The following is a 20695-nucleotide window of genomic DNA, read 5'->3' on the forward strand; positions in this document are numbered from 1 at the left end:
AATTATTGCTCCCATACCCATGAGAATTTAACCGCAGTCTGGGTTTTACCCGGCTGCTGGTAACGGATGATCAGATTTAAGCGGTTGGGATAGATGATTTGGGCGGCGACGTTGATGCTGCTGACAACCTGATCCGAAATCAGCCACGCCAGCGCTTCACGGGCGTAATCCTCTGCCTTGATGGCAACCTGGGTGGTCAATTTCTGGCGGCGTAACAACCACAGGCGGGAGCCGATGGCCTGCTCGGTATCGGTATCTCCCCACCAACCGCGCCGATCGGCATCGTCCAGCACATCATCAGCGCGGGCCTGCCGGTCAGTAAACAGGCTGATAAGAATGGCGGTTTTCAGGTCATCGCCGTCAGCCAGCCCAAGCCCCGCGGATTGCGACCAGTCGCCGATGGATTCGTTAACATTCCAGAGGGTGGTAATATCTGTCATTTCACCCCCGATCCGGGCAGCTCACTGGTGATGGTGGCACTGCCCCCTTGCACATTTTTAACCGGATGCTTATGGCTGTTATAGGCCTCACGCAGCGTTTTCAGGGTGGCCGAATTGCTTTCGCAGTGATCAATAATATCGCCGGTGACTTTCAATATTGGCGTTTTCATCAGCACGCTGTCGGTCGCATTAATGGTGACTTCGTTAGCGTTATTGACCGTTACCGGCTGGTTGTTAGCCTCAATAATAATCCCCGCCTCTGTCAGCTTGATAAACTGCCCCCACTGAGAATAAATCACCGTTTCCCCCGCAACTAAGCCGGTATGGCGATAGGCTTGATGGTTAGAGGCAATGATCACAGCGCTCGAACGGTCACCGCCAAGAAAACCAATGACCACATCAGAACCAACGGGAAGTGCAGAAGAAAAACCGAACTCCGCCATGCGAGGCGTGTTGCCACGGACTTCCAGCGGGGTCTGGTATTGCACCGTTTGGGCGCTGCCGGCATCGCTGGAAGCCGTCACCCGCCCCACCCCAAGCATCATTTTGACTTGCCGGTATAATCGGGAAAGTTGCCCTGAATCATTCATCAGTGAGCTATCTCCATCAGGTTGCTATAGAACTGGTAAGGCTGAACGGTGAACGCGGCTGGCGGCATCAAGACCATCTGCGCCGTGGTACCGTAATCGTCTTTTAGATAGGTCACTTCGGCCAATAACCACAGTTCATCCTTTAAACCAAAAACTGGTACATCAATCGGGATCAGGGTGTTGGGTTCCCACAGTTTGCCGTCCTTGTCCCGCCAGCTATCCACGGTGACCAACAGTTCTTTTGAACGTCCGTAACGGCGGTTCATTTCCCAATCAATGCACCGCTGTGCCAGTTGAGCCGCCTTCATGGTACTTTCGACAATAATAATGCGATTGCGATAACGCATCCGGGCTGCCTCTGGATCGCGACTCCTTGCCAGAGTCACCGAACCATATCCCGCATCCTGAACCTGTTCCTGTAACTGGCTGACTGACATGGAAACACCAATATAGTCAGAGAAGCGCTCATCTATACCGGAGTTAAAGGCGGCTTTTTCGATATTGGTCCCCTGCGCCACGCCGCTGGCGGCTTTACGGGTACCGACGCGGGTCAGGTATAAACTGCCGTCTGGCAGGTCGTAGTACAGCAACGCCGCCCAGCGGGTAATGCGGTCGATGACTTCCTGAGACGATTCACCCCAGTTCAGGGTAAATTGCGGCACAATATCCAAATCGGTGACATCGGTCGCTACCGATACCCCATAGGGCGCGGCCAGTTTCTGGGCTATCTGCAATGCCGTGGATTGACTGATCACGTTATTGGGCCATTCAGCGGAGCAATCGACCAAATCCTGGCATTTGCTGCGACCGGTGGCTCGGACTTCATGGCGCGTTTTGCTGATCATCGGTGCCCAGCGGTCGATATAGCCGGTCACCACCACATCCTGACCCAGCATCACCACACAGGGATCGCCCGGATTAACCCATTGCTGGTTATCACTTCCGGGATAAAGATCCATCAACGACAAATCGAAATCACTGGGCAGCCGCTCGATGCTGCGGGTCACCCGCACCTGATCCCAGCCTGAAATTAACTTGCCGCCGATTTTCAATGTCAGTTCGTCATTCATGAGCTTAACGCCTTAAATCGGGTGGGCATAAAGGCCGGATGGACGGGATTAGCCATACTGACTAGACCGTCGCTACGGGACGCATCCTGATACAGTCGGTTGGCAATATTCAATGCAGGCAGGGAGCGATTAAAACGCTGTATTTCCAGACGGGATAAGTTGGCCCCGGCCTGTTGTAGCAAGGTCACGATGGACTGGCGCATATCGTTCAGTGAGCGGTATTCATCATCATGACCCCTATCGGCAGCGGCCAGCGCGGCATGATCAACCACATCACACACGCGAGCCAGTAGCGCACTGGCCTCATCATAACTTTCAGGCTGAAACTGCGACGCGGCATAAACCATTGACCCGGCACAGAGTACGACCATCATGTGATTGGCTGCCTGGGCTATACGGGTATCACTGCTGTTGGCATAAAAAACATCGTCATTATTCTCTGATGACAGAGTTTCCATTATCCGGATCAAATCCAGGGCACTCACGGCATCCGTCATAATGGCGCTGACCAATCGCTCAGCGGCAATGGCATAGTCCTCAACCGAGGCCGCGTTGATGAATGCAGCGCTGGCTTGTGTGATAGTGGCTCGGCCCGTTACCGCCAGCGCCAGATGCTGGGAGACCAGCCCGGAGAAATCGGCAGCATCCGGTTGCTGAACACGATTACCGGTTGCACCATTGGCACTACCCCCAACGCTACCGAAATTAAAGCGGCCATAACGGGTACTGCCAAAGGTTGAACGCAGCGTGTTCCCCAGATTGGTCGCTTCATTGACCGTGCTATTGACCATCTTCACCCAAAATTGGGCCGTGTTTTTCAGGGTTTTTATCGTTTGATTAACCGCACGAATTTCCCCTTTTACCGTGGCAATAAATCCAGTAGCGGTTTTGCTGGCCAGCCCGAACCATGATGTGCTGACAGAGGAAACCGCATCAGCCGAACTGGTGATGGCAAAAACGCGCAACCCCGTTTCAATGATGGTTAACGTGAATTCGAAAACCCGCCCACATTCAGCCCCTTCGTTAATCCTGAGACCGCTTTCCGTTATGCTGACGGTCATTTCGCCCAAAGTAGGATGCACCAGCGTGGCGGGTCCCGCTTCTTCACAGGCGGCAATCAGGGAGTCACGCTGGGTCATCACATCCGGCGCGTTATAAAGCTGGCTGCTTTGCACCAGAAACCCCCGGATGGTCATACGGCGGGTAGCCCGCCCCATATCTTCCGACCAGGCGGTGTCCCGATAGGGATATTCGTGCATCGCCTGCCGACGCCCAAAAACCCCCTCGCCGGTAACAACGGCAAAGGGAACACCACGGAAAGAGGCGGGATGCAAATGTTCCTGCCATTTCCAGCTATCGCCACTGGTACCTAATAAGTCAGAAAGGGCGCTGCCGATCAGTGACATTTATGCCTCCAGAAAACAAAAAACCCGCACAAAGGCGGGCTTACAATAAAGTGGCTACATTTTTTGGATTGCTGATCCGGGATTCAATTCTTTAGTCGCCAATTCACCATTAGGTTGGGTTGACTATCTTGATAAGGCGATTTTTGATTTATTGGTATTTGTAATAATCCCAATTAGCAAGTTCGCTTTTAGCTTCAACATCACCCAACAATGATCTAAGAATTTTTATCTCCACTACCCTCGATGATGCTTCACAATTAATTGGGGCGTCGTGAACTTTAGATTTAAATCCATCGATAGAGTACTTGCTAGATAGTCCCAAAATAAATGCCTTTTCATCTTTATCTATAGAGCTTCCTTTTTCATAAAATGAGATGGTGCTTTTTATTTTCTCATCCAGATGATGTAGTTCTAAAGCCATTGCTTCAGCCCTATCCTCTCCATTGAGAAGTCTTTTTAAATAAGAATTTCCATAGTTACAACCAAGCCCCCAGATACCTGCGGCGCTTCTAGCCGCCCCTATATCAACAGGCCCTGCTAACAAGGGAAAAGATATGAAGATAATCAACAATAAAATATGCTTCAAACGAATCTCCAGCCAGTTATTAACCAAACCATTGAAGTATATTTAGAACACGTCAGACATACAATTAAGTTGAATTAACCCGGGTAATTCATTGAGGTTGCTACACGCCCTCCCGACTTGCTGGTAATAATCTTACGCTCTCCACTACTGGCATCAATGAACGTCAGTTCTATCTCCGTTTTATTGCCTGCCATCGCCTGCATAATAGCGTTGGCTATATCCTGGCTACTTCCAGCGTTATCGTTACCTGAGGTTAGAATAGAAGCTCGCTGGTCACCATTAATATTGGGTGTAGTGCTTGAATTGAAAGTCTCTTCACTTGATTGAGGATGAATCGGCGGTAAACCCGGCATGATTTTTTGTAGATAATGACGAGTTTCGGCAGGTGCTTTTTCTAAGCCATGCTTTTTGACGTTATTCTGTCCCCAGTTATAAGACGCAATAGCCTTATTGACATCACCATCGAACATTTTAAGCAAATCAGAAAGATACTTGGCTGCAGCTTCACTTGATTTATTGAAGTCCATACGATCTTCTGTGGTATTTAATCCATAATCTCTGCCCGTTGGAGGCATAAACTGGAACGGTCCTTGTGCCCCTTTTGGCGACAGCAAATTTTTTCCCCGCCCCGACTCAGCTTGATAGACCCGATCCAGAATGGTGGGTGGCAAATTATACTTCGATTCAAGTTGTGTCAGTCTGGCCTGCTGTTGACCATCCCCGGGGAGCATGTAAGGCGTATTTATTGACGTAGCGGACTCTTGTTTTTCTTTCTCATCTTTAGGTCCATAATATTCCTGATATTTACTCCTGAACCCATCGGTCATCATGCCGTAGTCTAACCCAACTTTATCCCATTCATTCAATGATTTATAAAATTCAGGGTCGTTATAGCCACGGCGTAACTGGTTAGCCTCATCGCCCCGATTAAACCCCAGTAAATGGGAAAGAGATATACTGTCTACACCATTGGATACCACATCGGTCGCCCCCTCAATCCCGTCTTTCACTGAACCATCGGATAATATCGCAGCATAGAATTTATTAGAGGCTCGCTGCTTTAACCCATCCCAAGCTGCGCTCACCTCAGATAACTGGCGATCCAGCTCGGTGAGTTGTGCATTGGTCTGAGGGTCAACCGTTAAACCGAATTTATCCGCCTTTGCCAATAGCTCTTTGTATTGAGAGCCTTCGCGCATTAACGAAAGAAGGTTTTCGTCTAGACCTAATGCATCAGCCAATGTTTTCTGCGTCTGCGGGGCAAGTTTAGGGAATATCTTTGCCACATTTTCTAGTGTTTTGTAGACATCCGCCGTACCGTTTTTAAGGCGTTCGATCTGTATTCCGTTCTGAACCAGCAGCGCCTGCGTCGTATCATTACGCGCCCATAGTGGATCATTAAACGTCTTATATAATCCTTCAACAGATTGCCGGGCTGAATCACTATCGATCCCTAATATCTGCATCGCGCCGCTGATCCGGCTAAAATTATCAACCGACATACCCGCATTTTTTGCCGCCGTATCCAGTTGATATGCATTACCGGCCGCCTCGCCCAAGCCTTTGGCTAAACCGTGGATAACATACCCACCGGCCGCGGCTATACCACCAAACTTTAACGCCTTACCACCTAATTCCCCGACCATTTTTAATGGCGGTACCAGATCACCGATAAACTGGACGCCTTCACGCGCGAACTGTCCCATTCCTTGCAATTTATCGTTGATACTATCCAGCCCTTCGACAGACTCATTCCCGCCAAGCTGTAAACCATCACGGGTTTTATCCAACTGGGGAACCAGTTTCTTTACCGCCTCGTCAATACGGTGAATAGTCGCCGTTACCTGATCGTTGGCCACCAGTTCAAAATCAAAAGCATTAGCCATAACTACTCACCTTAATTTGATTGATCCGATTGGCCTGCTGATACCACCACTGCAATCGGCTATAGGTCAGGAGCCAGGCATCCATTGGCCCCCACCCATAGTAATAGGTCACATCTGCTAGCTCGTTACCCCACTCTCCGGCTGAGGGGAGTAAGCTAAAAAACTCATCATGTAGACCTCGCAGGCCTTGTAGTCGGTGAAAGCCATCTTTTTAATGGCTTCACGCGGTACATTAGACACCAGAGAAATTAATAATCCCATTGCACTGAGTGCACCTGATTTGGCCTGTTCATCATAAAACTGCTGAACCTGAAGCAGTACCGGTTCGCTCAGTTCAATCGCTTCATAGGTGGTTTTCATGGCTTCGTGGCCGATCGGTTTAACGAGGGTAATTGTTTTCGTGCGTTCTAATTCAGACATATTAATTCTCCGTGACCGAGCCGCCTTCCCAGCGAATATCCGCCGTCGCTTCCGTACTGTCCACTTCCTGCGTATTCACCGACCACATGCCGCTGCCGATAATGGTTTTACCGTTCGCCAGTTCACAGATGATGCTGACGTTGGTCTGTTCGTTAAAATCACTGATTGAGGTTCCGCCACTATCGCGGATCTGGCAGGAAATAAATGGGGCGCTGAAGGTTTCTTTATAACCGTGTACCCCATCCATGCCGGTTAACGTCTCACGCTTGACCCGTGACGGGCTGTATTTAAACTGCCCCGCCACCATGATGGTCAGTCCGTCTACCGTGACAAAGGCGGTACCGGCCAGACGGTTTCTTGTATCACCCATAAAATCGATCCCTTATGCTGACGCCTGCAGGCGGAATTGGTTAAGAACAGCAAAAATACGTAACTGATTAATCAGAACGCCCGTCCACAGCACATCGACCCGATTGGGGTTGCTGGCGCTCTTTTCGACAATCAACCCTTTGGCAAAACCTTTCGCATCCTGCACATAACCGCTAAATTCCAGCGCCTGATACTGGGCAATCAACTCTGCGCGGATCACGTTGGGCGTGATAATGGCTGATCCGGGGGCGAAACGGGTACCGTCAGCAGCGAGTTTCATACGGGCAAATTTCGAGGTCACTTGAGTTCGCATATAGCGAGTAATAAACATCAGCAAAAACAGCGTTTCAATCTGCAAATAGCTGTCATCCTCTGCGCCAAATCCGTTTTTCTGGTAGGTGGTAATGATATTCTCCACTTGCACCGTACCGTCATCGGCCACCGTGACCGTGGATATGCCGCTGTGCAGCAGGTTATTACGCTCGGTCAGAGTAAAGCGGCTGGCCAGCGGCGGAGCCAGCACACCGGCGATACTCAGCGTTTGCAACGGACGCCCCGGATCGTTACGCAAACTTTGTGCAATCGCGCCGACATAAGCCGCTGACCAGATGTAACTTGGTGTTGGCGAGCCATTCACCCCCAATAGGGAAGCATGCTGATCGTTACGTAATTCCCCAGCCGCCGTCAGTTGGCCGTAAGTGCCCGATTGGGCGGCAAAGCTGTGACCATACAACTGTTCGGCGTAACTCCAACGACCGGTACTGTCCGATAAAAAGTCTTTGAGTTTATTCAGAGACGCTGTATCAGTGTACGGATTGATGATGAAATCAAAGGTGCGATCCTGCAAATTAGCCAGGGCATCATCCAGTTCCGGCGCACCGGCGCCGCCCGACATCGGGGTGATCGTCAGTGCCAGACTGTCCGGCGTGTTTTCCCCACCGGCACTGCCCAGATAGTTCAGGCGCACATCAATCGCGTTGCCGTGAGCACCTTTATTTTTGGCGGTTAAGGTAATCACCCCCGCCGCCGCCGTCGCTATCACGGGTAAAGCCGTGGCCGCATTAATTGCTGTGGTCAACGCCGTGGCAATGGTGGCAACGTCATCAGTGGCCACCACCGCAATCTGCACCCGAATACCGGCGATATACAGTGAAATCGCGCCCGTAGCCGATGCCGGAGTGGTCACCGTGATTTTACCGGTTGCCGCCACCATCGCTTCTGCATCGCTCAAGGGTAAGATATAAATCTCACCGGCAATATCATTCGCCAGATACGCGGCCATTTGCCCCTGCAACATCGAACCCGCACCGCATAACCCGGCCACGGTGGCCACAGAAGAAACCAGTACCGGTACATTAGGTGGAAGTGTGGCCGCTGCCAGCATTTGCCCGATAATTAAGGTGCGCTGCGTAGTGGTTGCCGAGTTTGCCTGCGAATTATCGAACTCGGCGAAGAAAAGCGGCGTCCGCAGGTTGTTCGGAATATGGCTAAAAGGAAGGGTCATTATGGTTTTTTCTCCACTTGAGTGGCTTCAGGTGCGGGTTTCACTTTCGGCTCTGGAACGCACACCACGTCACCGTCATTTAATCGGCGACGCCAAAAAGAATTGTCGGGAACCTCTGCGCCAGTTTCAGGCAAAAAGGTGCCCTTCACCGGATCGCGTACTGAGCGACCGGTTACGGGTTGTACAATCATGGAATTGACTCCTAAAGGTTGATAGCTACCAGCGGTTCTGGTGCGCCATCGGGCATGGCAATAGTGACGTCAATACCCGCCAGCGGCTCGGCATCGATAGGATAGAAATCTTCCGGGCCTTGGTAATATTCAATATCCAATTCCATCAGCAGTTGAGCCATATGCCCTTCGCCCGAGGAATCAATATCAATCGTGGAGCGTACTCGCGCGAATTGCTGAATTTTCCGCGTCAGTTCATAGCTATTAATCACCGCCCGCTCGACCTGATCGCGCAACCGCTCTAAGGCCAGCTCCGCTTTTACCGCGCCATCATCGGCGAGTTCACTGTCAAACTCTTGCAGGCGACCAGTGATACGAACGGTAGTGATGGTATTGAACTGCGGGGCGTTACGACCCAGTGACTGTTTTTCCTCAATCAAGGTTTGGATCAGCAGTACCGGATACATCTCTTCGGTGGTTGGCCAGTCACGCGGAGAATAAACACGGTGATCTGCGTCGGTATTCCCCTGTAGAGCCGCCACCACCCGTTCTCTTACCTGAGCTGTATTCATGTTTTTTTGACCTGATTAAGAATCAGTTTACTGCCACCGTGACTATCGGGCTGAACGTCCGACACGGTGAACAGCGTATTGATGGTCACGCCACCGGCCACAGCAATAAATACCCGGTCACCCTGTTTAGGCAGCGAACGAAATTCACTGTCTCTTACGCCTAAAACCGGCTTAGTGGTATTGATGGTGCTGCCATCGTCGAGCGGTTCAATATCCTGCGTATACGCCCGGTCAAAGATACCGCTGACGGTGTAAGCGGCGCCACCCGCAGGCCGGTATTCAACCGGATCGCCAAATACCGAATGCAATGGCGCAAGAAGATGCTGATCCCAGTGGATGCCCATACGCTAGCCTTCCTGAGTGACGATAACGCCATTGTTAACCTGAATCATCGGCGCACCGGCTGCTTCGCGGGCAGCGGCTTGCTTTCTCAAAGCATCCAACGTAATGACAAAACCTGCATCAATCAGAGTGACCACATCGTCAAGATCATCGAGAACCAAGGTATTGCTTTCGAGATAGAGCGTGTCGTTATGCTTCACTGAACGCCCCTTAAGCACCACAACCGTGGTGCTGAGAGAGTCCGTGTCACCGGGGAATGCCTGATCTTCTCCATCAGGTGTTTCTAACTGAGTGTCAGTCCCTTCAAACTGTTCCGCAGGGATAGTTTTCTCTATCTCTACCCCTGACTCATCCGGGATCTCTTTTTGCTTCGCCATCTCACACCACCTTTGCGCACAGAGTGGCATTGACCCGGCTTGGAATCACCAGCGGGGAAGATTGCATCAGCAGGAAACGTTGAGCCGGATCTTCCTGAAGCCAGCTTTTCGGCGCATAGGCCATGGGACCATAGTTGAAGGCCGGATCGAGAATAGCGGCAAAGCTGCGCGTTCCCATCAAATCGGCACCGGACATAATGACCAAGCCATCAGCCAGCATCGGTTTTTCAACCCCATCAACCGGGTCAATGTACCAATCGTTATAGAGCCACAAATCAAACTGACCCCAACGGCCTTTATACACCGCGCCTTTGCCCACGCGCGCACCGGCATCAATCTGATTGCCAAACGGGCTTAATGCCGGGAAGACGATGGCGTTGTCTTTGATGGTGGTATCCAGTCGGAACGCGCGCCATGACGAGGTGGTAAACACCAGGTCGGTCACGACTGCACCAGAGTCTTTCAGTACCTGAGTCTGCCACAACTCAATATCTTGCGAAGGCTTGTCGTTGGTTGCCCCTGCCGCAACCACCATCGGCCATTTGTCACTACCACTGAGGGCGACGGTTAACGCGGCAGAACGACCAAAATCAATCACGGTGGTGTCAAAACCTTCACCGGTGACGGTGATGGTACCGGACGCCAGCGCATTGGCGGCCATCCACTCCAGTCGGCGGTTGACCATATCGATCTGATCGGCCATTTCGAATTGCAGATTTAGCATTTCACGCTCGGCGGCGGTGTACTCGCCACCAATCCGCTCACCAATCTGGCGACGGATTGGCTTACGCAGATCAGGTGCGCGCTTATCTTTGATGTACGGCGGTTTAAAGGTATTGGTTTGCAGACGGCGACTTTCTACCAGCTTGCCCTGCACCAGCGGCGAAACGAACGGAGCCATACGACGCTGCCCTACATCCACATCGATGGACACAAACTCGGTATCAGAGGTCACCACGTTGGGAAAGAATCGGTCGAGTAAGAAATTTTGTGAGGTTTTCAGGTTGGGGACGGTCTGCACCAACACATTGGTATCAAAAATATTCATGAAATCTCTCTATAAAATAGCCCGACAACCTGCGCTGCCGGACGGAATGAAGACGTGCAACGCCCTACCAAAGAAATGGCATCAGTCAATACAGACAAACAGAGTTAGGTATTAGACGCGGTCAGGCTGCTACGGAGGAAAATAGAATACGGACGAAGAGCCACAGCAAGATCGGCCAGCGTCCAGCTGTCATCAAAAATAACCCGATGTTGATTAAACTCGCCCATCAGATAAACCCCAGCCTGAACTGCACCAGTCGTGGCATCGGCGTCATCAACCAAAATAGCGCAAGGTACTTGACTGCCATCCGTCGCCGTTTTAACCGATTGGATATAGGCTTTAGTCGTCGTGATTTGCCCCAAAACCGTACCCCGTCGCAGAACACCCGCAGAAAGGCTGACGGTATCGGTGACCAGTTGCAGCGGCCCACTGACCAGTTGATCCGGAACAAAAACCGCCTGAGTGACGCCGGGAGTAAAACTATTCTGTCCTATCTCATTCATGATTTTTTACCTACCGTTTGGTTATACAAACCCGTCATTTTACTGACCAGCGCCTGAGCCGAGCCGCTTGGGGCATCGGCCGCATCCTGACCCACTTGCACATTACCCAACGCCTGCATCCGCTCATCCAGAGAACGCTTGCGAGGGGTTGATGCTGCGGGGGTCGCCGCTGAAGTTGAGGCCAGCACGCGAATAACTGCGGCAGAACTCATGCCGGAGTTCAACGCCAGTGAAGCGGCTAAATCCACGCGACCCGCTGCATGTTTGCTGCCAAAAATCCTTGCACAGCGCTTACGCTCAGCCCGACGACCCTTTTTAACATTGCGGTCTTCGTCTTCATCATCGCCGTCATCGTCTTCCCCCTCATCCGCATCGGCGTCATCGCTGTCGTCTTCTGCATCAGGGTCTTTTTCATCCTGATCGTCATCATCGCTTTCAGCGCGACGCCCCTTGGCTTTTTTGCCGTTTTTTTCCTCGTCTTCGTTATCGTCCTGATCCTCATCCTCTTCAGCATGACGGCCTTTAGCCTTCTTCGACTTTTCCTTATCCTTATCCTTATCCTTATCCTCTTCATTTTCTTCAGATGCCTTGGCACCACGGCCAAACAGGTGAGAAAAACCTTTAATTTTCGCCATTACTCTTCTCCAACTTGGTTTAATAAAGCCCGGAATGCGGTATCCGGTGCGGCCACTTCATCAGCCAGCCCCAGTTGCACGCCGTCAGCGGCCAACAAGCAGGCCGCCTGAGTATCCCGAATGATTTTTTCTGCTATCCCGCGATTGCGGGCAACGGTACTGACAAATAAGCGCCCCATTTCATCAACATCAGACTGGATGGACTGCTGTGCCTCTTCACTTAACGGGGTGTAAGGGTTAGATTCAGCCTTGCGATCGCCGTAGGTAATGATGGTCACCTGTAGGCCATCGGCTTTGATACGCTGCGACCAATCCACATGCATCACAATCACCCCCACCGACCCCACGCCACCGGTTCGCGGTACCACAATCCGGTCGGCGGCACTCGCCAGCGCGTAAGCCGCCGAATAGGCATTCTCTGACAAGATGGCCCAGATCGGCTTTTGCCCACGAGAAGCATAAATTTCATCAACCAGATCAAAACATCCGGCCACCTCACCGCCGGGCGAATCAATATCCAGGCAAATACCCTTGACGGTTTTGTCATACAGCGCCCGGAGAAAACAGGCGCGGATGCCGTCATAGCCCGTCATGCCACTGTAGGGGCGCAAACTCCCCAGTTTCTGCACCAAGGTGCCCTGAATAGGAATGATGGCAATCCCCTCAACGACGTCATAGCCAGTATCCCGGCCTTTGCGGGTAAAAACTTCATCATCGTCGTCACCCCAGTCAGTACTGGACTGAATGCGGGTCAGGCCGAATCTGTCGGTCAGCGCGGCCATCACCACTTCCGCTTTGCGCGGATGTAGCGCCAACGGGGTATTGAACAGCCGCTGAGCCAAGTGCGGTAAATTCACGGTGCCTCCGGTTTTTGTTGTTGGTCAGGTGCAAAGGTTTCGGCTTGCAGCCAGGTGGGGATAGGTAAATCTCGTTCGATATAGGCCTGACGTTCCCGCTGGCGCTGATCCAGCAATTCTTCCCAGTCTTCGCCCACGTTTTCGGCCGCCTCCATTTCGAGGGTGGATAGCCCGGCTTCCATGCCTAGAATGGCGCCTTTCTTCTCGGCAACTGGATCGACCCAGCCGCGACCTGGCCCCATCCATTGAGCACGGCAATATGCCGCTTTAGCAGCAAGGAAATCCGGCGCACCCGCAGGTAAAGGAACCTCACCTAAATCATGCAGTTCTTCGATAAAGCACGACAAAATGGGCTGAGCCATTCCTGCGGCAAAATCATCCCGCCGACGAGTCAGGGTTTTCCACGCCTCCAGCATGGCTGAACGGGCTGAACTGTAATTCACATCAGACCAGTCCTGCGTTAACTGTTGGGTGGAAATGCCCAGCGCCGCCGCCACGTTGCGCAAAGCGGCACTTTCAAACGCCGTAAAGTTGCTGGTCGGTCTGGCCGCGTTAAGCGTGGTCATCGACTCCCCTGGTGCCAGAATGGGAATACGCGCGCCAGATTGCAGAGAAATTCGCTTCTCATCGTGAAACTCTCGACGCAGATCCTGATACTTGCTGACATCATCATTATCCAGCGCATCGCCGACTAACTGAGGGTCATAAGGTGAGGTGATATAGGCGGCAAACACGGAATTCAGAATGGAAGCTTCCAGCTCCACCTGATCGTACTTAATCAACATTTTCAGGCGCTGTACTATCGGGGTAAAAATACTGATGCCCCGATGTTGGGAAGCCCGCTCTGCGTCAAAATCATGAATAACAATCGGACGTCCCCACGGCGTTTCACGGGGAATACGCTCCCAGGTCATGGTTGCCGCACCACTCCACCAGTCACCCATATGAGCCTTACGGATGTGGTAGGCCACCGGCACGCCATCTGCATCGATTTCCACGCCACCGCGAATAGTCGGCATATCAAAATTCTGCTGCGGATTACACAACCGGTCTGGGTCAACCACCTGCATCGCGGTGGCATACTGCGCCCGTCCGTAACCGAGACGATCGGGCCGATATTGCATCACGCACAGCGCATCGCCATCCGTCAGTTTGTGGCGAAAAGCCAGCCGTAACAATTGGGACACGGTTTTCTTGCGCTCGACATCGCTGTAACGCCCCGGATCGTTTGCCCAAGTACGCCACCCCGACTCTACCGCGCGACCATATTCATCTGCCCATTTGGCATCAAAGGCTTTATTGCCGGTCATCAACGCCAGAGTGCGATAGTCCACTTTAGCCAGTGGCCGGAAATCCGCGCCAACAGCGTTATCCAGAATGCGGGTAACGCTGCCAGATGCCCAGCCATCGTTACGCACCATGTCGCGGACGCGGGAAACCACCCGGTCACGGTAAATATTGATTTCATTATCCGGCGACCATAGCGCCGGTTGCCAGTTAGCCATTGAATCGCTGAATGAATCAGCAGCGTCGTAAGGCACACCACCCGATCCGTTTAGCATGGATGCACGGGAGCGTGAGGGTGCCAGTGGGCGGCCATCCGGCCCCAATATCCTCACTTCATTTTTCATCAGTAACGAAACCTCAGCGCCCTGCGTGAACGCTTAACAATGCCTAACTGAGCCTGCAAAAGCTGAATAAGCCCCACAAGGCCACTGATATCGGTCTGTTGATAGGTCACTGACCGAGTACCATCACCCTGTGCATAAGAAAACGACACCCCTTTCGCGCCAGAAGACAGCTCGATATAAGCCTGCTGCGCGCGGGTTAATGCTTCCTGTAATTGGGCGCGAGTCATCGCACCGGCCAACAGGCTGGTGTTTGCATCGAACATAGAAATCCTTATGCCAGCCGTCTGGCAATGCGTTTAGGTGAAGGAGGATCTGATTCTTTGATAATGGCTCCGGGCAGGCGCAGACTGTTTTTTTCTTCGACCTCAACTGGCGGCGGTAACAACCGCTCGGGGTGAGTCAGAATTTTGTCTGCGGTTTGATTGAGTTTGAAACCCAAATGCAGCAAACCACATAAAGCCGCGTAGCTGTAGACCCGGCAATCCAGCGCCTCATTAGCCCGACCCGGTAGTTGCTCCCAGACCCGATAACGTTGCCCACCTGAAATTTTGACTACCGAACGCTCCGCCAGTAATTGGCTGAAATAATGCAGATCCCGATCGGCTGGAAAGTGCATGCAGCCCGCCGATTCGCTACCCGGTGCCGGGAGATCAATATGTAGACGAGAGCGAATGGCATCTTTAGCCGCATTAACGCCTAAAATAATCGGCCTGAACTGGGATTTTGAACGGGACGAAGGCTTTTTAGTCGGCCAGACCGGAGAGCGTTTCCCCCCACGCGCGGATTCCCCTTTTATCGCCCAAATACGCCGACCAAGCCGCTCTTTGGCAAACTCGTACACCTTCTGGGTATGGTGACCACCGGAATCCATGCAAGCGGCCATAATGGTAAAACCTCTGCCATCAGCTCGCCGCCAGATTTGTTTCAGATAGGCATCCAGCCGCAACCAAGGCTCGTCAGTTTGCAAATCCCCCTCAATGACATCAAAAGCAACTGACCAGCTTTCTTCATTTTTGCCCCACCCCGTCACCTCAATTTCAAAGCGGTCATCTTGCGTATCAATACCGGCGGTTAATACCGCCACACCATCCGGCACTTCTGCGGCGAAGAGTTCACAGCGTTCAATCAGTTTCTTTTCGCTCAGGGCTTTCTCGCCGCGATCTTCATAAGGTTCACCCAAGACCAGGTTGATAAAGGTCTGGCGCATTAAAGCGTCATCTTTTACCCGCAACCATTCAGCCACCAGATATTTCCAAGCAGCATTAGGGAACAGGCTGTATCCCGCCCAGATATGAAAACCGGCATGACCTTTAAATGTTTTTGTTGCCTGCCACTTCCCGCGTTTTACCATCCCAGCCTTTTCGTTGTGATGAATGACACAACCATTGTGACGGCAGACATAGTAAGCCGTGTCTGGCAAGCCCACCCCGTCCGCATCTTTATCCCACTTGATGCCGTAAGGCGTATCTGGCCCACCCCATTCCAGCGTTTGATATTCGCCGCACTGCGGACAAGGAACGTAATACTTTCGCTGGTCGCTCTCATCGTAGGCTTTTTCAATTCGGCTGATCCCTTTAACCGTGGGCGTCGAACCCAGCACTATTTTGCGGTTCCAGAAGGTTTCAGAACGTTTGGTACCCAGCGCTATTTGGTCGCCATCCACCCCAGCACCGGAAACAGGGTAGCCATCCACCTCATCGAACAAAATGATGCGACAGGTAATACGCCGGAAACCGCCAGGGCTATTAGCGCCTACCAGGGTCAGATTCGAACCGTTGAGAAATTGTTTTTTCAGGATAGTTTGATTGCTGCTTTTGGCTTTCAGATCGCCCGAGATCGCTTTTAAGGCCGGAGTATCGCGCAGCATCGGGGTAATTTCGGTTTTACTGTAATCCTCGGCATCTTCGACCCGAGGCTGAACCACCAGAATTGGCGAGGGGTCATGTGCCAGATAATAGCCAATCACATGGTCGAGAATTTTGGTGTAGCCGACGCGGGCTGATTTCATCACCGAAACCTGTGTAACACGGGGATCGGTAATCGCATCCATCATGCCATCCTGATAGGCAAATGAACGGAAGCGACCGGTTTGCGCACTGGTTTCCTTCGACAAAACCGCATACTTATTGGCCCACTCGCTCAATGACAACGGCTCGGGCGGTTTGATATTGCTTCTTCGTTGATACAGCTCTTTGGTGAAATTATCCCAGGCCGATAAATTAGCTGTCCCCTCGGGTGTTATCGGTATCAAGGCTTAATTCCTCCATTGCCTCATAAACCACTTCTTGCAGTGCTGTCACAAACTCCGCGTCGTCGGTGGTTGAGGCCAGAACCCGCAAGCGGGGACCCTGTTCTGGAGCGATAGCAATCAACCGGGTTCGCATACGGGAATACTCTTGCCCTACCGCCTCGGTCATTTCTTTATAGGGGAGTACCTGCCCGGATTTGATCTCGTACTCAAGCCTGGTAAGCAGCGCCAGAAAGTTTTCTTTCATTTCGCGGGCTTCATCGATGGTCATATCGACGCCGTTCTCGGCAATCATCTTCTCGACAATTTTTGCCGGTGAATCTGCCGCATCTTTCGCTGACTTGTTACCCGATCTGTTACCTTTGGTGTTGTTACCCTGTCTGTTACCCAGTTTGTTACCTTGCGTGTTACCTGCGACTTTTTTCTCCGATCGGGTAACAGTTTTGCGAAAGCGTTCAATATTGGCGTTTGAGGCCTCAACATCGATGTCATCACCGGCCAAAACCAGCCAGCCGCGCGCCTTCCACGTCGTTACCGTTTTGCGGCTGACATCGTGAAGTTTGGCAAAATCTGACTGATTCATCTGTTACCTCGTTGTTACCTGTTACCCAAATTTCAAAAGTTCATAGCTAGACGCAGAACGCGGCGCGCAATGCCCGTGCAGTAAATAAGTCGTGGGAAGGACCCAAAAAATTCTGAGGAGGAACACTATCGCTTGGCGGTGGCCAGCGCATTCTGAATGGCCTTGGTCAACTCTCCCGGCATCAGTGCCGCTGCCATGATGCTAGCGCGATCCCTATATCCCAGCGTTGGTTTGACCGTCAGCGCATTCCCAAAGCGGATCAGCAGCTTAGGCGCACGTTGTTTCACTCTCGGCCTGTGGGTGCCATTGGCCGATCGCTTCTGGCGCTTCTTATTCTTTTTACCCTTGCTGACTTTCTTCCGCTGCCATACGCCATTAACGCCATCCACATCACCTACAAAGACATTATCTTTAGCCTTGAGCTGGCTCATCTTGTTGCGAGTGAGGTTGCCGTATTTATTCAGCTTAAGGTTCTTAGGGTTCAGCAACGCTTTGCCATTCAGTTTATGTACCCCGCCGAACTCGAATGGCTCCAGATAGCCAGCAGCAATATCACGCACAAACACTCTGGCCTGCAATCGGTCTTTGCGGGCACCAAACGAGCCAACAGAATTAACAGTGAAAGGGGTCGGATTATCCAGATTGCGCTGCATACCCACTTTTTGAGCGGCGGCAATCTGGCGTGCAACACTTGTTAGCGCCTGAGCAGCAGCAAAGGGAATCTGCTTTTTTATCGACTGTAACTGATTAGATAAATCCTTAAGAGTTGCCATGATCTATCCCTAAATAGAAAAGCCACCAGCATTAACCCCCACAGCGAGCCGGAGTTAACGAGGTGACTTTGGTTTGCGCATTATCGATGGCACTCAATGAATACCATCTGTAATGACTAGCTATCATCATCCGGGCGAGCTACTGCACGACAGGCAGCCATACAGGCTGTTTGCATATCTGTGCGAGCGATTGCTAGCCAGCGCATAACCTGCGGGTCGCCTTCATGTGTGAATTTAAGAAAATCCAGCTTTTTGAGAAAGTCACGACTGACGCCCTTAATCTCGTTCATCATTTCGATATCTTCTGGGGCTAGTGTTCGATAGCCTTTTACCGTACTGCCGTCTTGTGGTTTTGCTTCATTCATGATTTATCCTGTTAGGTTATTTCAGGCATACGTTAGTGATGTAGTCCTGCAAGCCTTCTATTTGCCTTGTGTGGTTTATGTCAGTAATGATTGAGAACCGTTGTGAAAGTGGCTCTCAATCTGTAACCAATTGATTTGCATGCAAAACGTAAAATTGCACACTGAATTAATCAAAGAGAAGCTTTGGCTGAGTTAGCGAAAGTATCTGCTCATACTCCAATGCCAGAAGCTTTTTCTCTTTTTTGCGGTGGTTCATTAAGTTACTGCCGATCCTCGCCTTCACTTCTGACTTGGCAACCTTTAGCGCATGTCGGTGTTGGGCTTCCTCGCCTACTTCCTGCCATCTGCTTAGTTGTTCTGCCATCCAGTTAAACGCCTGGATATATCGAATCTTTATCAGCATTGCCGCGCTACCAGTGAAACCCATCACTACAAGCATGTATCCGTCTTTTGATAGTTTAAACATTGGCTGTGCTTCACCATTTTTATCAATGAAATCAGCAGGCTCAAAATTGAGCGGGGCAAAGTCATTAGGGCACTCACTGATTGTTTGTCTTATTTTTCTCAATACGTTCTTATGATTTTTACCCAGTGTGCCGTAAAGCCCCGTCCTTCAGGGCGGGGATATAAGGCACGGTTTTCCACCTAACTGAGTGTTTGTTGTTGCTCAATGTATTGCCTGATGATGGATATTGGCGCGCCGCCGCAGCTACTGGCAAAGTAACTCGGAGTCCACAGAACGCCTTTGTAATAATACCGAGCCGCAATATCAGGGCGGTCACGACGCAGTAACCGACTTGATACCCCTTTGAGGCTGTTAACTAAACTGGAAACTGCCAGTTTTGGTGGGTAGTTAATCAACAGGTGAACATGCTCACTTTCACCATCCATCTCAACTAGCTCGACATCAAAATCAGCGCATACGCTGGCAAAATAGCCTCTCAGCTTCTCGATAGCATCCTGATCAAATACTTTGCGTCGATATTTGGCGACAAACACCAAGTGTACATGCATCAGGAAGGTGCAGTGTCTACCTCGACGAATATCAATTTTTTTTATCATAGGCCAAGAGTATAATTCTCAATATGAAACGACTACAAGCCTTCAAGTTCCAGTTAAAACCCAATGGTCAGCAGGAGCGCGATATGCGGCGCTTCGCTGGGGCATGTCGTTTTGTATTTAATAAATCATTGGCCTTGCAGAACGAAAACCATGAAGCGGGAAACAAATACCCTCCCTATGCAAAAATGACAGCATGGCTTGTTGAGTGGAAAAAAGAACCTGAAACTCAATGGTTGAAAGAATCACCTTCTCAGTCTTTGCAGCAAGCGTTAAAAGACCTCGAACGCGCCTATAAAAACTTTTTCCAAAAACGGGCATTATTCCCACGGTTTAAAAAACGCGGGCAAAGTGATTCATTCCGCTATCCGCAAGGTGTGAAGCTGGATCAGGACAATAGTCGCATATCGTTGCCAAAATTGGGCTGGATCAGCTACCGCAATAGTCGTCAGGTTGTAGGCGAGGTGAAAAACGTCACCGTCAGCCAGTCATGCGGTAAGTGGTTCGTCAGCATCCAGACGGAATACGAAGTATCGGAACCTCAACATGAATCAACATCAATGGTTGGTCTGGATGCAGGAGTAGCAAGACTCGCCACGCTCTCTGATGGCACTGTTTTTGAGCCTGTAAACAGCTTTAAATCCAACCAGAATAAACTCGCCAGACTCCAGCGTGTAATGAGCCGTAAGGTTAAGTTCAGCAACAACTGGAAGAAAGCAAAAAGCAAAGTACAAAAGCTGCACTCTCGTATCGCAAACATCCGCCGCGACTACCTTCACAAAGTCAGCACGACAATCAGCAAAAACCACGCAATGATCGTCATTGAAGACTTGAAGGTTGCCAACATGTCAAAGTCGGCAGCGGGTACGGTAAGCCAGCATGGGGGCAACGTCCGTGCAAAATCCGGCTTAAACCGTTCGATATTAGATCAGGGGTGGTACGAACTCCGCCGCCAGCTTGAGTACAAACAGCTCTGGCGCGGTGGTCAGGTGCTGGCAATTAATCCAGCCTACACCAGTCAGAAATGTGCCTGCTGTGGTCATACAGCGAAAGAAAACCGCCAGTCACAAAGTCAGTTCGCGTGTCTGGAATGTGGATATACAGAGAACGCCGATATAAACGGCGCTCGTAATATTTTAGCGACGGGACACGCCGCGTTAGCCTGTGGAGAGATGGCAGCTTTAGGCCGCTCGATGAAGCAGGAACCCACCGAGGTGAGTCAGGCTTCGGTCTGAACGCTGTAGGAATCCTCGCCCTTTAG

The 20695-nt window shown here is 51.2% G+C and carries 26 protein-coding genes; 1 reads left to right on the forward strand and 25 read right to left on the reverse strand.

The window, feature by feature from the left end:
* Nucleotides 1-2 precede the first annotated feature (2 nt).
* From DJ39_RS13785 to tnpA, 25 genes are all read right to left on the reverse strand, one after another.
* Nucleotides 3-440: a phage GP46 family protein gene (locus DJ39_RS13785; RefSeq protein WP_038251476.1), complete on the reverse strand. Its 438-nt coding sequence runs from the start codon at nucleotides 438-440 to the stop codon at nucleotides 3-5.
* Complete coding sequence (locus DJ39_RS13790; protein WP_038251478.1) at nucleotides 437-1030, reverse strand: phage baseplate assembly protein domain-containing protein; 594 nt, start codon at nucleotides 1028-1030, stop codon at nucleotides 437-439. Before DJ39_RS13790 ends, DJ39_RS13785 begins: the two co-directional genes overlap by 4 nt.
* Entirely contained in the window at nucleotides 1030-2100 is a 1071-nt protein-coding gene (locus tag DJ39_RS13795; protein WP_038243442.1) for a phage baseplate assembly protein, read from the reverse strand. The genes DJ39_RS13790 and DJ39_RS13795 overlap by 1 nt, the downstream gene beginning before the upstream one ends.
* The gene (locus DJ39_RS13800; RefSeq protein ID WP_004722860.1) at nucleotides 2097-3506 is read right to left on the reverse strand and encodes a DNA circularization protein; all 1410 of its coding nucleotides are present in this window, start codon (nucleotides 3504-3506) and stop codon (nucleotides 2097-2099) included. Before DJ39_RS13800 ends, DJ39_RS13795 begins: the two co-directional genes overlap by 4 nt.
* Before the next feature lie 148 nt (nucleotides 3507-3654).
* Nucleotides 3655-4092 carry a hypothetical protein gene (locus DJ39_RS13805; RefSeq protein ID WP_038243437.1) on the reverse strand — a complete coding sequence of 146 codons (438 nt, stop codon included), beginning with the start codon at nucleotides 4090-4092 and terminating at the stop codon, nucleotides 3655-3657.
* Nucleotides 4093-4166: 74 nt separating this feature from the next.
* Nucleotides 4167-5978, reverse strand: a complete 1812-nt coding sequence (locus DJ39_RS13810; RefSeq protein ID WP_004722864.1) for a transglycosylase SLT domain-containing protein — start codon at nucleotides 5976-5978, stop codon at nucleotides 4167-4169.
* 117 nt (nucleotides 5979-6095) lie between these two features.
* Complete coding sequence (locus tag DJ39_RS13815; protein WP_004722866.1) at nucleotides 6096-6398, reverse strand: phage tail assembly protein; 303 nt, start codon at nucleotides 6396-6398, stop codon at nucleotides 6096-6098.
* A gap of 1 nt (nucleotide 6399) precedes the next feature.
* Nucleotides 6400-6768, reverse strand: a complete 369-nt coding sequence (locus DJ39_RS13820; RefSeq protein ID WP_004722867.1) for a phage tail tube protein — start codon at nucleotides 6766-6768, stop codon at nucleotides 6400-6402.
* A 12-nt stretch (nucleotides 6769-6780) separates the two neighbouring features.
* A complete protein-coding gene (locus DJ39_RS13825; RefSeq protein WP_004722869.1) occupies nucleotides 6781-8271 on the reverse strand; it encodes a phage tail sheath subtilisin-like domain-containing protein in 1491 nt (496 codons plus the stop codon).
* Nucleotides 8271-8462, reverse strand: a complete 192-nt coding sequence (locus tag DJ39_RS13830; RefSeq protein ID WP_038243432.1) for a DUF2635 domain-containing protein — start codon at nucleotides 8460-8462, stop codon at nucleotides 8271-8273. The genes DJ39_RS13825 and DJ39_RS13830 overlap by 1 nt, the downstream gene beginning before the upstream one ends.
* Before the next feature lie 11 nt (nucleotides 8463-8473).
* Complete coding sequence (locus tag DJ39_RS13835; protein ID WP_038251479.1) at nucleotides 8474-9013, reverse strand: hypothetical protein; 540 nt, start codon at nucleotides 9011-9013, stop codon at nucleotides 8474-8476.
* Nucleotides 9010-9357, reverse strand: a complete 348-nt coding sequence (locus DJ39_RS13840; protein ID WP_004722873.1) for a head-tail joining protein — start codon at nucleotides 9355-9357, stop codon at nucleotides 9010-9012. Before DJ39_RS13840 ends, DJ39_RS13835 begins: the two co-directional genes overlap by 4 nt.
* Nucleotides 9358-9360: 3 nt before the next feature.
* A complete protein-coding gene (locus DJ39_RS13845; RefSeq protein WP_004722876.1) occupies nucleotides 9361-9732 on the reverse strand; it encodes a hypothetical protein in 372 nt (123 codons plus the stop codon).
* A gap of 1 nt (nucleotide 9733) precedes the next feature.
* Nucleotides 9734-10780 (reverse strand): major capsid protein, encoded by a 1047-nt coding sequence (locus DJ39_RS13850; protein WP_004722877.1) that lies wholly within the window; start codon nucleotides 10778-10780, stop codon nucleotides 9734-9736.
* A gap of 104 nt (nucleotides 10781-10884) precedes the next feature.
* Nucleotides 10885-11283: a head decoration protein gene (locus DJ39_RS13855; protein ID WP_038245663.1), complete on the reverse strand. Its 399-nt coding sequence runs from the start codon at nucleotides 11281-11283 to the stop codon at nucleotides 10885-10887.
* Nucleotides 11280-11918: a hypothetical protein gene (locus tag DJ39_RS13860; RefSeq protein ID WP_038251481.1), complete on the reverse strand. Its 639-nt coding sequence runs from the start codon at nucleotides 11916-11918 to the stop codon at nucleotides 11280-11282. Before DJ39_RS13860 ends, DJ39_RS13855 begins: the two co-directional genes overlap by 4 nt.
* Nucleotides 11918-12775, reverse strand: a complete 858-nt coding sequence (locus tag DJ39_RS13865) for a S49 family peptidase (RefSeq protein ID WP_038245669.1) — start codon at nucleotides 12773-12775, stop codon at nucleotides 11918-11920. Before DJ39_RS13865 ends, DJ39_RS13860 begins: the two co-directional genes overlap by 1 nt.
* On the reverse strand, nucleotides 12772-14406 hold the full coding sequence (locus DJ39_RS13870) for a phage portal protein (protein WP_004722885.1): 1635 nt from the start codon (nucleotides 14404-14406) through the stop codon (nucleotides 12772-12774). Before DJ39_RS13870 ends, DJ39_RS13865 begins: the two co-directional genes overlap by 4 nt.
* Nucleotides 14406-14669: a gpW family head-tail joining protein gene (gene gpW / locus DJ39_RS13875; protein ID WP_049688012.1), complete on the reverse strand. Its 264-nt coding sequence runs from the start codon at nucleotides 14667-14669 to the stop codon at nucleotides 14406-14408. The genes DJ39_RS13870 and gpW overlap by 1 nt, the downstream gene beginning before the upstream one ends.
* 8 nt (nucleotides 14670-14677) lie before the next feature.
* Nucleotides 14678-16654 carry a phage terminase large subunit family protein gene (locus tag DJ39_RS13880; protein WP_099511735.1) on the reverse strand — a complete coding sequence of 659 codons (1977 nt, stop codon included), beginning with the start codon at nucleotides 16652-16654 and terminating at the stop codon, nucleotides 14678-14680.
* Nucleotides 16626-17237 (reverse strand): hypothetical protein, encoded by a 612-nt coding sequence (locus DJ39_RS13885; RefSeq protein WP_004722889.1) that lies wholly within the window; start codon nucleotides 17235-17237, stop codon nucleotides 16626-16628. Before DJ39_RS13885 ends, DJ39_RS13880 begins: the two co-directional genes overlap by 29 nt.
* A 125-nt stretch (nucleotides 17238-17362) precedes the next feature.
* Nucleotides 17363-18010 carry a hypothetical protein gene (locus DJ39_RS13890; protein WP_004722890.1) on the reverse strand — a complete coding sequence of 216 codons (648 nt, stop codon included), beginning with the start codon at nucleotides 18008-18010 and terminating at the stop codon, nucleotides 17363-17365.
* Between the two features lie 116 nt (nucleotides 18011-18126).
* The gene (locus tag DJ39_RS13895) at nucleotides 18127-18375 is read right to left on the reverse strand and encodes an Acb2/Tad1 domain-containing protein (protein ID WP_004722892.1); all 249 of its coding nucleotides are present in this window, start codon (nucleotides 18373-18375) and stop codon (nucleotides 18127-18129) included.
* A 166-nt stretch (nucleotides 18376-18541) separates the two neighbouring features.
* On the reverse strand, nucleotides 18542-18943 hold the full coding sequence (locus tag DJ39_RS13900) for a Rha family transcriptional regulator (RefSeq protein ID WP_004722893.1): 402 nt from the start codon (nucleotides 18941-18943) through the stop codon (nucleotides 18542-18544).
* A 77-nt stretch (nucleotides 18944-19020) separates the two neighbouring features.
* Nucleotides 19021-19437: an IS200/IS605 family transposase gene (tnpA, locus tag DJ39_RS13905; RefSeq protein WP_038251221.1), complete on the reverse strand. Its 417-nt coding sequence runs from the start codon at nucleotides 19435-19437 to the stop codon at nucleotides 19021-19023.
* Between the two features lie 23 nt (nucleotides 19438-19460).
* Here tnpA and DJ39_RS13910 point away from each other — a divergent pair, with 23 nt between their 5' ends.
* Nucleotides 19461-20669 carry an RNA-guided endonuclease InsQ/TnpB family protein gene (locus DJ39_RS13910; protein WP_038251485.1) on the forward strand — a complete coding sequence of 403 codons (1209 nt, stop codon included), beginning with the start codon at nucleotides 19461-19463 and terminating at the stop codon, nucleotides 20667-20669.
* Nucleotides 20670-20695: the final 26 nt, after the last annotated feature.

The organism is Yersinia ruckeri ATCC 29473, assembly GCF_000754815.1.
In the GTDB taxonomy this organism is placed as follows: domain Bacteria; phylum Pseudomonadota; class Gammaproteobacteria; order Enterobacterales; family Enterobacteriaceae; genus Yersinia; species Yersinia ruckeri.

What these genes read in the sequence shown, in the direction of transcription:
- DJ39_RS13855 (WP_038245663.1), bottom strand. Translation starts at nt 11,283, where the DNA reads ATGAATGAGATAGGACAGAATAGTTTTACTCCCGGCGTCACTCAGGCG.
- gpW (WP_049688012.1), bottom strand. Translation starts at nt 14,669, where the DNA reads ATGTTCGATGCAAACACCAGCCTGTTGGCCGGTGCGATGACTCGCGCC.
- DJ39_RS13820 (WP_004722867.1), bottom strand. Translation starts at nt 6,768, where the DNA reads ATGGGTGATACAAGAAACCGTCTGGCCGGTACCGCCTTTGTCACGGTA.
- DJ39_RS13845 (WP_004722876.1), bottom strand. Translation starts at nt 9,732, where the DNA reads ATGGCGAAGCAAAAAGAGATCCCGGATGAGTCAGGGGTAGAGATAGAG.
- DJ39_RS13825 (WP_004722869.1), bottom strand. Translation starts at nt 8,271, where the DNA reads ATGACCCTTCCTTTTAGCCATATTCCGAACAACCTGCGGACGCCGCTT.
- DJ39_RS13895 (WP_004722892.1), bottom strand. Translation starts at nt 18,375, where the DNA reads ATGAATGAAGCAAAACCACAAGACGGCAGTACGGTAAAAGGCTATCGA.
- DJ39_RS13860 (WP_038251481.1), bottom strand. Translation starts at nt 11,918, where the DNA reads ATGGCGAAAATTAAAGGTTTTTCTCACCTGTTTGGCCGTGGTGCCAAG.
- DJ39_RS13830 (WP_038243432.1), bottom strand. Translation starts at nt 8,462, where the DNA reads ATGATTGTACAACCCGTAACCGGTCGCTCAGTACGCGATCCGGTGAAG.
- DJ39_RS13815 (WP_004722866.1), bottom strand. Translation starts at nt 6,398, where the DNA reads ATGTCTGAATTAGAACGCACGAAAACAATTACCCTCGTTAAACCGATC.
- DJ39_RS13850 (WP_004722877.1), bottom strand. Translation starts at nt 10,780, where the DNA reads ATGAATATTTTTGATACCAATGTGTTGGTGCAGACCGTCCCCAACCTG.
- DJ39_RS13910 (WP_038251485.1), top strand. Translation starts at nt 19,461, where the DNA reads ATGAAACGACTACAAGCCTTCAAGTTCCAGTTAAAACCCAATGGTCAG.
- DJ39_RS13870 (WP_004722885.1), bottom strand. Translation starts at nt 14,406, where the DNA reads ATGAAAAATGAAGTGAGGATATTGGGGCCGGATGGCCGCCCACTGGCA.
- DJ39_RS13885 (WP_004722889.1), bottom strand. Translation starts at nt 17,237, where the DNA reads ATGAATCAGTCAGATTTTGCCAAACTTCACGATGTCAGCCGCAAAACG.
- DJ39_RS13800 (WP_004722860.1), bottom strand. Translation starts at nt 3,506, where the DNA reads ATGTCACTGATCGGCAGCGCCCTTTCTGACTTATTAGGTACCAGTGGC.
- DJ39_RS13795 (WP_038243442.1), bottom strand. Translation starts at nt 2,100, where the DNA reads ATGAATGACGAACTGACATTGAAAATCGGCGGCAAGTTAATTTCAGGC.
- DJ39_RS13840 (WP_004722873.1), bottom strand. Translation starts at nt 9,357, where the DNA reads ATGGGCATCCACTGGGATCAGCATCTTCTTGCGCCATTGCATTCGGTA.
- DJ39_RS13835 (WP_038251479.1), bottom strand. Translation starts at nt 9,013, where the DNA reads ATGAATACAGCTCAGGTAAGAGAACGGGTGGTGGCGGCTCTACAGGGG.
- tnpA (WP_038251221.1), bottom strand. Translation starts at nt 19,437, where the DNA reads ATGATAAAAAAAATTGATATTCGTCGAGGTAGACACTGCACCTTCCTG.
- DJ39_RS13785 (WP_038251476.1), bottom strand. Translation starts at nt 440, where the DNA reads ATGACAGATATTACCACCCTCTGGAATGTTAACGAATCCATCGGCGAC.
- DJ39_RS13810 (WP_004722864.1), bottom strand. Translation starts at nt 5,978, where the DNA reads ATGGCTAATGCTTTTGATTTTGAACTGGTGGCCAACGATCAGGTAACG.
- DJ39_RS13790 (WP_038251478.1), bottom strand. Translation starts at nt 1,030, where the DNA reads ATGAATGATTCAGGGCAACTTTCCCGATTATACCGGCAAGTCAAAATG.
- DJ39_RS13890 (WP_004722890.1), bottom strand. Translation starts at nt 18,010, where the DNA reads ATGGCAACTCTTAAGGATTTATCTAATCAGTTACAGTCGATAAAAAAG.